The following is a 12,687-nucleotide window of genomic DNA, read 5'->3' on the forward strand; positions in this document are numbered from 1 at the left end:
GATGACCGTCTCGCCGACCCGGCCACTGCCCGATGTACAGCTGCGCGTGCCCACCGATGAGGACGCGCACGCCTGGCACCGGGTGTTCGGCCATCCCGACGTCATGGAGTTCCTGGGCGGTCCCGCCGAGCTCTCCGTGTACGAGGAGTTCACCGCCCGCCAGCGGATGCACGACGCACGGCACGGCTTCTGTCTGTGGACCCTCGTGGACCCGGACGGCGCCGTCATGGGCTTCACCGGCGCCCAGCCGTGGCCCAAGCCGTGGGGGCCGCCCCTGGGGGAGATCGAGATCGGCTGGCGGCTCGGCCGCGACTTCTGGGGCAAGGGGTACGCCTACGCCGCCGCGCTCGCCACCGTCGAACGGGTCCGCGCCGCGGGCGTCCCGCACGTCATGGCGATGATCGACTCCCGCAACACCCGGTCGATCGCGGTCGCGGAACGGATCGGGATGGACCTGGCCGAGGAGTTCACCTCTCCGAGTGGCAACCCGGGCCGCAAGTACACCCTCGACTTCCGCGGGACGGCCTAGGGGGTGTCTGACGGATGTCCGTGGCGTCGCGGCGCCCGGCACGCACTCTCGCCGCACCGACCGAAAACCTGAGTACGTCCAGTACACGGGCTTCCGGTCGGCACGCCGAGAGCACGCACCGGACACCGCTCCTTCCCCACGGACATCCGTCAGACACCCCCTAGGGCGCGATCTCGAAGGTCCCGCCTCAGAAGACCGAGAGGCCGGTCAGCGTCGTGAACCGGTCCAGGGCCGCCACACCCGCCACCGAGTTGCCCTGGGCGTCCAGCCCGGGGCTCCACACGGCGAGCGTGCACAGGCCCGGGACGACCGCGACGATGCCGCCGCCGACCCCGCTCTTGCCGGGCAGGCCGACGCGGTAGGCGAACTCGCCCGCCGCGTCGTACGTTCCGCACGTCAGCATCACCGCGTTGACCTGCTTGGCCTCGCTGCGGGTCAACAGCCGCGAGCCGTCGGCGCGCAGCCCGTGCCGGGCCAGGAAGCGGGCGGCGAGCGCCAGGTCGGCACAGGTCAGCTCGATCGAGCACTGCCAGAAGTAGTGGTCGAGGAGGGCCTGGACCGGATTGTCGAGGTTCCCGTACGAGGCCATGAAGTGGGCCAGCGCCGCGTTGCGGTCGCCGTTCTCCTGCTCCGAGGCGGCCACCTCCGCGTCGAAGGCGACGTCCGGGTTGCCGCTCTCCTCCTGGAGGAACTTCAGGAGTTCGCTGCTCGCGTCACCCGTGAGGGTCTGGAGCCGGTCGGTGACGACGAGGGCGCCCGCGTTGATGAACGGATTGCGCGGAATGCCGTTCTCGTACTCCAGCTGCACCAGCGAGTTGAAGGGATTGCCGGAGGGCTCGCGCCCGACCCGCTCCCAGAGGCTGTCGCCGCCCTCCGCGAGGGCGAGGGCGAGGGCGAACACCTTGGTGATGGACTGCGCGGAGAACGGCGTGCGCCAGTCGCCGACCCCGTGGACCTTCCCGTCGAGGTCGGCGATCGCCATGCCGAACTGCCGCGGCTCCACGGACGCCAGCGCCGGTATGTACTCGGCGGGCGTCCCGCTGCCGACGAGCGGGGCGATGTCCGCCTCGATCCGCTCCAGCAGCTCCTGGTAGTCCACGGCCCGTTCCCTACGCCTTGGTGCCGCGGTGCAGCGCCACGATGCCGCCGCTGAGGTTGCGCCAGGCGACCTTGCCCCAGCCGGCCTTCTGCAGCAGCTGGGCGAGGGCGCTCTGGTCCGGCCACTCGCGGATGGACTCGGCGAGGTAGACGTACGCGTCCGGGTTGGAGGACACCGCGCGGGCCACCGGCGGCAGGGCGCGCATCAGGTACTCGGTGTAGACGGTCCGGAAGGGGGCCCAGGTCGGCTGCGAGAACTCGCAGATGACGACCTGTCCGCCGGGCTTGGTGACCCGGTACATCTCGCGCAGCGCGCTCTCGGTGTCCTGCACGTTGCGCAGCCCGAAGGAGATCGTCACGCTGTCGAAGACGTCGTCCTTGAACGGCAGCTTCGTCGCGTCGCCCGCCGTCAGCGGCAGCCACGGGTTGCGCTTCTTGCCCTCGCGGAGCATGCCGAGGGAGAAGTCGCAGGGGACGACGTACGCACCGGTCGCGGCGAAGGGCAGCGAGGAGGTCGCGGTGCCGGCGGCCAGGTCGAGCACCTTCTGGGCGGGACGCGCGTCGACCGCCCTGGCGACCTCCTTGCGCCACAGCCGGGCCTGCCCGAGGGAGAGGACGTCGTTCGTGAGGTCGTAGTTGGCCGCCACTCCGTCGAACATGGAGGCGACTTCGTGCGGCTGCTTGTCCAGGGATGCGCGGGTCACTGGTTGGCCTCGCAGAGCTCGGGTGCGGCGTCGCCGCGCGGGGCGCGGGCGGCGGGCACGACGCGGTGGGGGTGCCCCCTCATTCTCGCAGGCCCGCCCCGCCCCGCAGCGCCGGGCCCGCACCCGTCCGGGGGGCGGGAGGGCGCCGGGTCAGCGGCGGCGGTGCAGGAGGCGGCCGCCGATGACCGTGGCCACGCAGGTGGTGGCGCCGCGCGCCAGCAGGGCGTCCAGGTCGGCCGTGTCGAAGGCGGCGAAGCGGGCCGGGCCGCCGCGCTCCAGCGACCCGTGGAACGCAGCGGCGGCCGTCTCCCGCCCCGCGAAGGGATCCAGCGAAGGGACCGGCGGGTCGGTGGCCGCCGCGGGCGCGGGCAGCAGCGCCAGCCCCGAGCGGGTGACCGCCGTGCGGACGGCCGGCACGCGCAGCCGGCCGCTGACCGCGACCACCCCGCGCGACAGCAGCTTCTGGGTGGCCCGCCGGGCGCTGTTGCCCCAGCGGGCCTCGGTCAGCTCCAGGGCGTCCAGGGCCCCGGCCCCGCTGATCGGGTCCGCGCCCAGCTCGGCGATCTCGTACGGATCGTCCGGGTAGTACGTCCGCTCCAGCAGCACGTCCGCCCCGCGCACGGCCAGCCCCGGGGTCAGCACCCCGGGCCAGCGCCGCGTGCGGGCGTGCGGGTTCGCCTCGGCGAGGGCCTCGTACGCGCCCACGGCGGCGATCCGGTCGCCCTCGACCAGGACCGCCCCGCCCGCCAGCGGAGCCGCTCCCGGTCCGGTGACGAGCAGGTCGGCGGTGTGCAGGGTCAGCATGGGTTCGCCGGGCTCAGTTCGCCTGGATCAGCTTCAGCTCGGGGTGCGCCGTGCCGCCCTCGATGGCCGTCGAGGAGATGTGCGAGACCACGCGGTCGTCGACCGGGTCGTTCGCCGGGTCGTCGTGGACCAGCAGGTGCTCGTACGTCGTCGCGCGCTGCGCCGGGGTCCGGCCCGCCTTGCGGATCAGGTCGATGATCTCCTGGCGGTTCGAGCGGTGCTTGGCACCGGCCGAGGAGACGACGTTCTCCTCCAGCATGATCGAACCGAGGTCGTCGGCGCCGTAGTGCAGCGCCAGCTGGCCCGCCTCCTTGCCGACCGTCAGCCAGGAGCCCTGGATGTGCGCGATGTTGTCGAGGTACAGGCGCGCGATCGCGATCATGCGCAGGTACTCGAACACCGTGGCCTGCGTCCGGCCCTTGAGGTGGTTGTTCTCGGGCTGGTAGGTGTACGGGATGAAGGCGCGGAAGCCGCCGGTGCGGTCCTGCGTGTCCCGGATCATCGCGATGTGCTCGATGCGCTCGGCGTTGGTCTCGCCGGTGCCCATCAGCATCGTGGAGGTGGATTCCGCGCCCAGCCCGTGGGCGATCTCCATGATCTCCAGCCAGCGTTCGCCGGACTCCTTGAGCGGGGCGATCGCCTTGCGCGGCCGCGCCGGGAGGAGTTCGGCGCCCGCGCCCGCGAAGGAGTCGAGGCCGGCGGCGTGGATGCGCTTGATGGCCTCCTCCGCCGAGACGCCCGAGATGCGGGCCATGTGCTCGACCTCGGACGCGCCGAGGGAGTGGATGACCAGCTGCGGGTACGCCTTCTTGATCGCGGCGAAGTGGTGCTCGTAGTACTCGACGCCGTAGTCAGGGTGGTGGCCGCCCTGGAACATGATCTGCGTGCCGCCCAGCTCGACGGTCTCCGCGCAGCGGCGCAGGATGTCGTCGAGGTCCCGGGACCAGCCCTTCTTGGTGTCCTTCGGGGCCGCGTAGAAGGCGCAGAACTTGCACGCCGTGACGCACACGTTGGTGTAGTTGATGTTGCGCTCGATGATGTACGTCGCGATGTGCTCGGTACCCGCGTAGCGGCGGCGGCGCACCGCGTCGGCCGCCTGGCCGAGCGCGTGCAGCGGCGCGTCGCGGTAGAGGTCGAGGGCCTCCTGCTGGGTGATCCGGCCCCCTGCGGCGGCACGGTCGAGGACAGACTGGAGAGCGGCCTGGTCGGTCACCGGTGCGTCACCTTTCGGCGGTGTGTCAAGGGTTGTCCGGACCGATCCAGCCTACGCCAGCGCCGCGGTGCGGTTGCGGGGGGCCGCCGCGAAGAGCCGCCGCACGCCTCCTAGCCCTTCGTCAGGTCGCCCTCCGGGTTTCCGGCGGCCCGGTCGCCCGAGCGGTAGTGCAGGGTGCCGCCCTCGTTGAGGGTGAAGCGCTCGTCGGCGGAGCCGGGGGCGCAGACGCCCGGGTGCGGGTTGGGGCCGCCCGCGGTGTCCAGGACCAGGGCCCGGTCGGTGGCGACGGACAGCTTCCAGTCGCCGCTGCAGTCGTACGTCGTGCCCAGGATGTCCACGACGGAGTGGTCCCGGGCGACCACCGCCCCCTTCTTGCCCTGCCGGATGGTGATCTCGAACTGGGTGGGAAGACCGAGGTTCGTGGTGATCGACCCCTTCCAGGTGCCGACGAACTCCCCCGGTACGTCGTCCCGCGTGCTCCGCGTCGGCGGCGCGGACGGTCCGCCGGTGGCGCCGGAGCCGGACGCGGAGGGGAGCGGCGAGGCCGACGGCGCCCCGGAGGGCGAGCGGCCGCCGCCCGGGGTCGAGGCCGGCGGGTTCGGTCGGCCCGCCGCCGATTCGTGCGCGCCGCCGCTCCCGGGCAGCAGGCCCAGCCCGTACAGCCCGCCGCCCAGGCCCAGCGCCAGCACCGCGCTCACCGCCAGCACCAGCGTGCAGCTCATCCGGCGCCCGGCCGCCGTGAAGCGGAGCCCGCGCCGGTCCCCGTCCCCGCCGTCCCGGGCGGTGGCCGCGCTCCCGGCCGCGCCCCCGGTGCCCGTCGCGGTCGGCGGTCCCGGGGGGACCGTGGGCACGGCCGGGCCGTACGGGCCCGCCGGAGCGGCCGCGGCCCGCTCGGCCTCGTACGAGGAGTCCGCCGGCCCGAAGCCGCCCAGCGCGTCCGAGCTGTAGGGCGACGCCCCGAACGGCACCGGCCCCGAGGCGTAGGGCCCCGGGTCCGCGTCCGCGTCCAGGTCGAGCAACCGCGCCGCGGCCCGGCTCACGTCCTCCACCAGCGGCCCCGGCAGCCAGCCGGGCGCGCCCAGCGCCCCGCCCAGCGCCACCGCGATCGCCTCCGGAGCGGGCCGCTCCCCCGGCGCCTTGGCCAGGCAGGCACCGATCAGGTCGCGCAGCTCCCCGGCCGGGATCCCGTCGAGGTCGGGGTCCTCGTGGACCACCTTGTAGAGGAGGGTGGCGGCGTTGTCCCCGCTGAAGGGGGGCAGGCGGGTCGCGGCGAAGGCCAGGACCGCGCCGAGCGAGAAGACGTCGCTGGCCCCGGTGACCCCCTTGCCGAGGATCTGCTCGGGCGCCATGTAGCCGGGCGAACCGACCGACACCCCGGTGGAGGTCAGCGAGGCCGTGCCGTCGGTGGCCCGGGCGATCCCGAAGTCGATCAGCCGCGGCCCGTCCAGGGTCAGCATCACGTTGGAGGGCTTCACGTCGCGGTGTACGAGGCCCAGCGCGTGCACCGCCACCAGGGCGCGGGCCAGCCCCCCGCCCACCGCGCGGACCGAGTGCTCCGGCAACGGCCCGTGCGCGGCGAGCGCCCGGTCCAGGGAGGGCCCGGCGACGTACGCGGTGGCCACCCACGGGACGGCGGCCTCCGGATCGGCGTCCAGCACCTGCGCGGTCCACTCGCCGCCCACCCGGCGCGCGGCCGCGACCTCGCGCCGGAAGCGGGCCCGGAACTCGTCGTCCGAGGCGAAGTGCGGGTGCACGATCTTGACCGCGACCGTCCGGCCACCGGCGCTGCGCCCCAGGTAGACCCGGCCCATGCCGCCCGCGCCGAGCCGGCCCAGCAGCCGGTACGACCCGATCGTGCGCGGTTCGCCGGCTTCGAGCGGCTGCATCGCGTCCCCCCGTCCTCTGCTCCCCGTGCATGGCTGACGGCTCAGCACACTAGGCCCTGTCGGCCCACGGAGGCGCCGAATCCGTGGCACGGTGATCGGCATGAGACCGCGCACGACCACGGCGGAACCGGCGGTCAGGGCATCCGCCCTGCTCACCGCCTGCCTCACCGCCTGCCTCGCCCTCACCCTCGGGGGCTGCTCCGGCCAGGGCGGCCGGGTCCGCTTCGATGCCCCGAGCTCGGCGCCGACGAGCGCCCCCACCAGCAGCGTCACCCCGCACCCGGTGGCCGAGGCGGAGCGGCTGACCCAGCTGCCGACCGGCCCGGAGGCGGAGTTCCACGAGGAGAGCAGCCTCGCCGACGGGACGACGATCGGCGTGACCACCCTGGAGGGTCAGAAATCGGGCTTCACGGGGAAAGTCTGGGTGTGGGCCCCGAAGCAGTACTTCGAATCCCAGTACGCGCACAGCGGCTTCCCGGTGCTGATCGCCCTGCCCGGGGGTCGGGGATTCCCGAAGAACTACTGGATGGCCGCCGGCCTCCGGCTGGAGAGCAGCATCGCCGCCTGGTCGAAGGACGGCCGGAGCCTGCCCTTCATCGTGGTGATGCCGGTACTCAATCCAGACAAATCACACTTCTATGACGGCAGTGACATCCCCGGGCAGCCGAAGATGGGCACCTGGCTCACGGAGGACGTGCCGGACCTGGTCCGCGCGAACTTCCGCACCTTCCGCTCCCGGGACGGCTGGGCCTTCATGGGCTCCTCCTCCGGCGGCTTCGCCGCGCTGAAGGCCGTTCTCCAGAAGCCGGAGCAATTCAAGGCGGTGATCGCCTCGGGCCCGGACACCGTGCCCGACTCCCCCTTGTGGAAGGGATACGAGGAGGAGCGGCAGGCGAACAATCCCGAACGCCTCGCCGCGGAACTCGCGACGAAGGAAGGCCCCGATGTCTATCTCGCCTTCCAGGTCGGCAGCAAGGAAAGCGGAAAGCCGAACGTGGAGAAATTCATCAGGAATTACGGAAAGGGTCCCGTAAAGACCCATTTGCAGGTCATCGCCGGTGGCGAGCACAACGCGAAGACCTACATCCGGGGCATGGGCGAGGGCACCATGAAGTGGATCAGCGCCCACCTCCAGGCGCCGGTCCCCACGGGCTGAGGCGGAGCCGGGGCCCGGCCCGCTAGGGGGCCAGCAGCTCCACCACCACGTCCTCGGCGAAGCCGGTGTCCGCGGCGGTCCGGCGGGCGAACTCGCGCACGCCCGCCAGCTGCTCCGCGCCGAAGCGGAAGTCGAGCGTGGTGAAGTACCGCTCCAGCAGCTCCGCGTCGAAGGCCTCCCAGCGGGCCGCCTGCTCGGCCACCTTCGTGACCTCCTCCAGGGACAGGTCCCGGGAGGAGAGGAAGGCCTCGTGGACCTCCTTCACCATGGCCGGCTCGCGCTCCAGGTAGTCCTTGCGGGCGGCCCAGACGGCGAAGACGAACGGCAGCCCCGTCCACTCCTTCCACATGAGCCCCAGGTCATGCACGGTGAGGCCGAGCCGGGGCGCGTCGTGCAGGGAGGCCCGCAGGGCCGCGTCCCCGATCAGTACGGCCGCGTCGGCCTCCTGCATCATCAGCCCCAGGTCGGGCGGGCAGGTGTAGTAGTCGGGCCGCACGCCGTACTGCTCGGCGAGCAGCAGCTGGGCCAGTCGTACGGACGTGCGCGAGGTGGACCCGAGCGCGACCCGGGCCCCGTCGAGCTGCTCCAGCGGCACCTGCGAGACGATCACGCAGGACATCACGGGGCCGTCGCAGCCGACCGCGAGGTCGGGGAAGGCGACGAGCTGGTCGGCGTTGCGGAGGAACTCCACGAGGGTGATCGGAGCGATGTCGAGCTCGCCCCGGACCAGCCGCTCGCTCAGCTTCTCCGGGGTGTCCTTGGTCAGCTCCAGGTCGAGCAGGGTTCCCGTTCTCGCCAGGCCCCAGTACAGCGGGAGGCAGTTCAGGAACTGGATGTGGCCGACCCTGGGCCGGCTGCGATAGACGTCCACATCGCGAGACTAGCCCCCGTCCTCCCGTCAGCCTTCGGACGGGCCTCAAACGTCCGGGTGACGTGATCTTTCCCTCTGGTCGACCCCGCAGTCTGCGTGCTAGGCTCGACGCAAGTTGCAGTTTGGTTTCCCTTGCAGTACGAGGCCTGCGGAGCATGTGACCCGCAGGCTTTTGTAGTTTTCAGACTTCTTAGCAGGTTCTGGAGCAGGGCGACCCTTTGGCCCATAGGAGGGCTCATGGCTACCGGAACCGTGAAGTGGTTCAACGCTGAAAAGGGCTTCGGCTTCATCGCCCAGGACGGCGGCGGCCCGGATGTCTTCGTCCACTACTCCGCGATCAACGCGGCTGGTTTCCGCTCCCTTGAGGAGAACCAGCTCGTGAACTTCGACGTCACGCAGGGTCCGAAGGGCCCGCAGGCGGAGAACGTCACCCCGGCCTAGTCGCCTGGGCCAGCCCGATCGCGGGTTGGAGATGCAGTACCCAAGGAGCCCTGGCTCCTCCGCGCGAGCGGAGGGGGCGGGGCTCCTGCCTTTTACCCCGGGACGTCACCGGGGGCGGACGCACGCGAGGGGGGCGGGACCCGACGGGTCCCGCCCCCCTCGCACCGCGTCCGCTACTTCTGTCCGGTTACGTCGCCGGGGTGGCCGGGGCCGCGGTGACGATCAGGTCCAGGACCCGCTCGACGCCGTTCGCCGTGACCAGGCGCAGGTGGTACGTGCCCGGCGCGACCGGAGCCGCGGCCGCGCCCGGGACCGAGGCGGTGAACAGGTCCGGCACGGTGACCAGGCCGTCGGCCCCGGTCGGCGCCAGCGTCACCGTGTGCAGCTCCGCGCCGTCCGCTCCCTTGAAGAACGGGGTGCGCGCGGCCGGGTCCACCGGGACCCACTTGCCCTTCTCGTCCTTCTCGACCAGCGCGGCCGTGACCGTGGTCCCGGCGACCGGGGCGCCCTCGGCCGTGGCCTTCAACTCGATGCGGACGAAGCTGGAGCCCTGGACCGCCGTGAGCGGCTTGGTGTCCGTAGGGGTCAGCGCGTCCACGACGGGGGCGGGCTTGGGCTTGGGGGTGACCGTCCCGGTGAACTTCACCGTGAAGGGCTGACTGCCCGCGGCGCTGCCCTTGCCCTGATTGTCGAGGGTGGCGCGCAGGGTGAAGGCGCCCTGCTTCTCGCCCGCCTTGGCACCCGCCTTGAGGGCGGGGGCGACCGCGATGCCGTCCTTGTCCGTCTTGACCACGGCGGAGGTCTTGCCGTCGGCTTCGAAGACCGTGCCGGAGGTGTCGTCCTCCTCGACCTTGAAGGTGACCGTCTCGCCCGCGGCGGGCTTGCCGTCGCTCAGGACCGCCTTCACCTTGGCGGCGGTACCGAAGACCGAACCCGCCTCGGCGGTGATCTTCGACTCGCCGACCACCGCGAGCTCGCTCACCGTCGCGGGCACCGGCTTCGTCGGCTCGGTGGGCTTCGTCGGCGGGACCGTGGGGGGCACGGTCGGCGGCTTCTGCGGGGTCACCGGGGCCGTCGGGGTCACGGGCGGGCGCGGCGGCGGGGTGGGCAGCGACCCGGGCGGCGGCGTCGGGAAGTTCCCCGGGGGCGGGTTCGGGACGTCGGCGACGCCGGCCTGGTACTGGCGCATCCAGCCGAGCACGGAGTTCACGTACTCGCGGGAGCTGTTGTAGCTCAGGATCGCCTTGTCCAGGTCCCCCGGGTCGGAGAGGTTCCGGTCGCCCGCGCAGAGGTAGAGTCCCGCGCCGAGCGCGGCGTCGTAGATGTTGTTCGGGTCCCGGTTGCCGTCGCCGTTGCCGTCGGCGCCCCAGGTCTGCCAGGTCGAGGGGATGAACTGGAGCGGGCCCACGGCCCGGTCGTACTCGGTGTCCCCGTCCCACGCGCCCTTGTCGGTGTCCTTGATGGTCGCGAAGCCGTTGCCGTCCAGGCGGGGACCGCGGATCGGCTTCTCCGTGGAGCCGTCCGCCTTGAGGCCGTAGCCGGAGGCGTGGACGGACTCGATCCGGCCTATGCCCGCGAGCAGCTGCCAGGGCAGCTTGCAGTTGGGCAGCGCGGCCCCGACGGCTATCTCGGCCCGGCGGTAGGCGTCGAGGGCGGTCGCGGGTATCCCGCTGGCGCCCTCGGGGGCACCGGAACCGGGCTGCGCGGGCGGGTTGGCCACCAGGTCGGGCAGGTCGAGGCGCGCGTTGCCGCGGTCATTGGCCTGCGGGCTGTCCGGTCCCGGCTCGGCCTCGCCCGCGTCGGCCGTCGGCGCGGTGGTCACGACCGCCGCCGTGGTCAGACTGGCGGCCAGTGCGGCAGTGCACAGGACCTTGCGCGACGTGCTGACAAGATGACGGTGAAGAGGCTTCACAGTGCGGCAATCCCCCCGAGGCAGCCGTGGACATGTGAGTGCGCGGCCGGACGACCCATGAATATTCACTGTCTATCAGGTATTTGCGCACGACTCGCCGTCAGGCCACCAACATGTGACAACCATTCGCCTCTTCTTCACCCGCAGACCGTTCGACCCCCGGCCCGGGCCTTAAGGCCCGGGGAGAAAAGTCCCAATGGCCCAGGTATGTGCCAGTTCACCTCCCTAGGCTGTCTCCATGGCCAAGAGCAGCAAGAGGAACCAGCAGAGCCGCGACGCCCGGGAGCGGCTCCGCCTGGAGCGCGAAGCCGCGGCGCGCAAGGCCAAGCTGCGCGGGCGCCTGACGGTCGGCGGCGCGCTGGTCGCCGTACTCGCCATCGCGGTGGGAGTCGGCATCTACGCGTCGAAATCGGACAGTTCCGCCGCCGCCGACTCCGCCGAATCCAAAGGCAAGCCGTTCATCCAGCCCGCCAACACCTCGGGCAAGGACGGCGTCGTCGTCCCGTACGGCAAGGCGGACGCGAAGGACGTCGTCAGCATCTGGCTCGACCCGCGCTGCCCCTTCTGCGCCGGGGTCGAGGTCGGCCTGGGCAAGACCCTCAAGGAACAGGCCGGCGCCGGCACTTACCGCGTCGAGTACCACTTCGCGAGCTTCCTCGACGGCAAGCTGGGCGGGAAGGGCTCCAAGTACGCCCTGAACGCCTTGGGTGCGGCGGTCAACGAGAACCCGGACAAGTTCATGGACTACCTCCAGGTCCTCTACAAGAACCACCCGGAGGACGAGGCCGAGGACACCTTCGGCTCGACCGCCACCCTCTTGAAGCTGGCGGACGAGGTCCCGGGCCTGCGCACCCCGGCCTTCAACAAGGCCGTGAAGGAACTGACCTACATGCCGTGGGTGGACAAGGTCTCGAAGTCCTTCTACGCGAGCGGCAAGAACGGCACCCCGGACGTGGAGATCAACGGCAAGCAGGTCAACGTCCTCTCGGGCAAGGGCATCGACTCGATCACCGGCGACGAGTTCAAGCAACTGGTGACGGAGACCCTGAAGAAGTAGGGGGCTGGGCGGGGGTGAGCGCGGCTTCGCCGCGTTTGGCGGGGGCTTCGCGCATCCGGGGTTGGGGAGGGTCCGGGGGCTGCCCGCCAGTTCAACTGTCTCTCCGGGGTGGGCCGGGCCCTCAAGGGCGCTCCTTCGTCGCGTCGCTACGCGATGGCCTGCGGCCACCCTTGACCGCCCGTCCCACCCCGGAAAGCCAAGAACTGTCGGGAAGCCCCCGAAGGAACGGCAGGGGGGACCGATATCTCCGATCGGGGTTCCGGGCGATGGGGCGGGGGCCCTGGGTGCAGCCTCTACCGCACCCTTCGGGCGACAGACCACAGACACAAGCCACAAGCACGCCCTCAGATCGCTACGCGCTTCTCCGAGAGAGGCGTCTGCGGGCTGTGCGGGGCTGGTGGGCGGTGCGGGAGGGGTGGAAGCTCGGCTCAACCGAGCAGGAGACGGGTCTGGTGACGATGGGGACTCAACACCCCCCAAACCTCCGCAGTTTGCCCCTTTTGTGGTTATTTGGAGTGTGCATTCGAGGGGCGGACGGCCTCAGACCGGCCCCATGCTCGCCCTCACCGAGTTCTCGCCTCTCACCCACCCCAAACAGCCCGCAGACGCTTCTCCCGGAGAAGCGCGTAGCGATCTGAGGGCGTGCTTGTGGCTTGTTCGCCCGGAGGGCGCGGCAAGGGCTGCACCCAGGGCCCCCGCCCCATCGTCCGGAATCCCGTTTAGTGGTCCATGTCCCCCCTGCCCTTCCTTCGGGGGCTTCCCGACAGTTCTTGGCTTTCCGTGACGGGGTGGCCTGTCAAGGGTGGCCGCAGGCCATCGCGTAGCGACGCGACCGCAGGGAGCGCCCTTGACAGGTCGCACCGGCACGGAGAGACAGTGGAACTGGCGGGCAGCCCCCGGACCCTCCCCGACCCCGCCCCCGCGAAGCACCCGCCCAACGCGGCGAAGCCGCGACGCCCCCCCCCCCCCCCCCACACGTCCACAGCACCGACGGCGACATGCCCGGCAGGGGCGTG

The 12,687-nt window shown here is 71.7% G+C and carries 11 protein-coding genes; 4 read left to right on the plus strand and 7 right to left on the minus strand.

Features of this window, described 5'->3' with window-relative positions:
• The first annotated feature begins 1 nt into the window (after position 1).
• A complete protein-coding gene (locus tag ACFWAR_RS09365; protein WP_385774780.1) occupies positions 2-529 on the plus strand; it encodes a GNAT family N-acetyltransferase in 528 nt (175 codons plus the stop codon).
• Between the two features lie 187 nt (positions 530-716).
• Here the strand turns inward: ACFWAR_RS09365 and ACFWAR_RS09370 are convergent, their stop codons facing one another.
• From ACFWAR_RS09370 to ACFWAR_RS09390, 5 genes are all read right to left on the minus strand, one after another.
• The gene (locus ACFWAR_RS09370) at positions 717-1,628 is read right to left on the minus strand and encodes a glutaminase (RefSeq protein ID WP_385774782.1); all 912 of its coding nucleotides are present in this window, start codon (positions 1,626-1,628) and stop codon (positions 717-719) included.
• A gap of 10 nt (positions 1,629-1,638) precedes the next feature.
• Complete coding sequence (locus ACFWAR_RS09375) at positions 1,639-2,331, minus strand: demethylmenaquinone methyltransferase (protein ID WP_385774784.1); 693 nt, start codon at positions 2,329-2,331, stop codon at positions 1,639-1,641.
• A 150-nt stretch (positions 2,332-2,481) separates the two neighbouring features.
• On the minus strand, positions 2,482-3,135 hold the full coding sequence (locus ACFWAR_RS09380; RefSeq protein ID WP_385774786.1) for a hypothetical protein: 654 nt from the start codon (positions 3,133-3,135) through the stop codon (positions 2,482-2,484).
• A 13-nt stretch (positions 3,136-3,148) separates the two neighbouring features.
• Positions 3,149-4,348 carry a cyclic dehypoxanthinyl futalosine synthase gene (gene mqnC, locus ACFWAR_RS09385; protein WP_385774788.1) on the minus strand — a complete coding sequence of 400 codons (1,200 nt, stop codon included), beginning with the start codon at positions 4,346-4,348 and terminating at the stop codon, positions 3,149-3,151.
• Between the two features lie 110 nt (positions 4,349-4,458).
• Positions 4,459-6,234 (minus strand): serine/threonine-protein kinase, encoded by a 1,776-nt coding sequence (locus ACFWAR_RS09390; protein WP_385774790.1) that lies wholly within the window; start codon positions 6,232-6,234, stop codon positions 4,459-4,461.
• Between the two features lie 100 nt (positions 6,235-6,334).
• On the opposite strand from ACFWAR_RS09390, the gene ACFWAR_RS09395 reads away from it, so the two are divergent.
• The gene (locus tag ACFWAR_RS09395) at positions 6,335-7,390 is read left to right on the plus strand and encodes an alpha/beta hydrolase (RefSeq protein WP_385774792.1); all 1,056 of its coding nucleotides are present in this window, start codon (positions 6,335-6,337) and stop codon (positions 7,388-7,390) included.
• Between the two features lie 22 nt (positions 7,391-7,412).
• On the opposite strand, the gene ACFWAR_RS09400 is transcribed toward ACFWAR_RS09395, so the two are convergent.
• Positions 7,413-8,261, minus strand: a complete 849-nt coding sequence (locus tag ACFWAR_RS09400; RefSeq protein ID WP_385774794.1) for a menaquinone biosynthetic enzyme MqnA/MqnD family protein — start codon at positions 8,259-8,261, stop codon at positions 7,413-7,415.
• 237 nt (positions 8,262-8,498) lie between these two features.
• Between ACFWAR_RS09400 and ACFWAR_RS09405 the strand changes: the two genes are divergently transcribed.
• Positions 8,499-8,702 carry a cold-shock protein gene (locus tag ACFWAR_RS09405; protein ID WP_112451444.1) on the plus strand — a complete coding sequence of 68 codons (204 nt, stop codon included), beginning with the start codon at positions 8,499-8,501 and terminating at the stop codon, positions 8,700-8,702.
• Between the two features lie 187 nt (positions 8,703-8,889).
• Here ACFWAR_RS09405 and ACFWAR_RS09410 read toward each other — a convergent pair whose 3' ends face one another.
• Complete coding sequence (locus tag ACFWAR_RS09410; protein ID WP_385774796.1) at positions 8,890-10,524, minus strand: lytic murein transglycosylase; 1,635 nt, start codon at positions 10,522-10,524, stop codon at positions 8,890-8,892.
• Positions 10,525-10,852: 328 nt separating this feature from the next.
• On the opposite strand from ACFWAR_RS09410, the gene ACFWAR_RS09415 reads away from it, so the two are divergent.
• Entirely contained in the window at positions 10,853-11,671 is an 819-nt protein-coding gene (locus ACFWAR_RS09415) for a thioredoxin domain-containing protein (RefSeq protein WP_385774798.1), read from the plus strand.
• Positions 11,672-12,687: the final 1,016 nt, after the last annotated feature.

The organism is Streptomyces sp. NPDC059917 (assembly GCF_042730635.1).
Taxonomy (GTDB): Bacteria; Actinomycetota; Actinomycetes; order Streptomycetales; family Streptomycetaceae; genus Streptomyces.

Bases quoted from the DNA above. Each gene is read 5' to 3' on its own strand.
- ACFWAR_RS09390 (WP_385774790.1), bottom strand. From the start codon at position 6,234: ATGCAGCCGCTCGAAGCCGGCGAACCGCGCACGATCGGGTCGTACCGG.
- ACFWAR_RS09395 (WP_385774792.1), top strand. From the start codon at position 6,335: ATGAGACCGCGCACGACCACGGCGGAACCGGCGGTCAGGGCATCCGCC.
- ACFWAR_RS09405 (WP_112451444.1), top strand. From the start codon at position 8,499: ATGGCTACCGGAACCGTGAAGTGGTTCAACGCTGAAAAGGGCTTCGGC.
- ACFWAR_RS09380 (WP_385774786.1), bottom strand. From the start codon at position 3,135: ATGCTGACCCTGCACACCGCCGACCTGCTCGTCACCGGACCGGGAGCG.
- ACFWAR_RS09415 (WP_385774798.1), top strand. From the start codon at position 10,853: ATGGCCAAGAGCAGCAAGAGGAACCAGCAGAGCCGCGACGCCCGGGAG.
- ACFWAR_RS09365 (WP_385774780.1), top strand. From the start codon at position 2: ATGACCGTCTCGCCGACCCGGCCACTGCCCGATGTACAGCTGCGCGTG.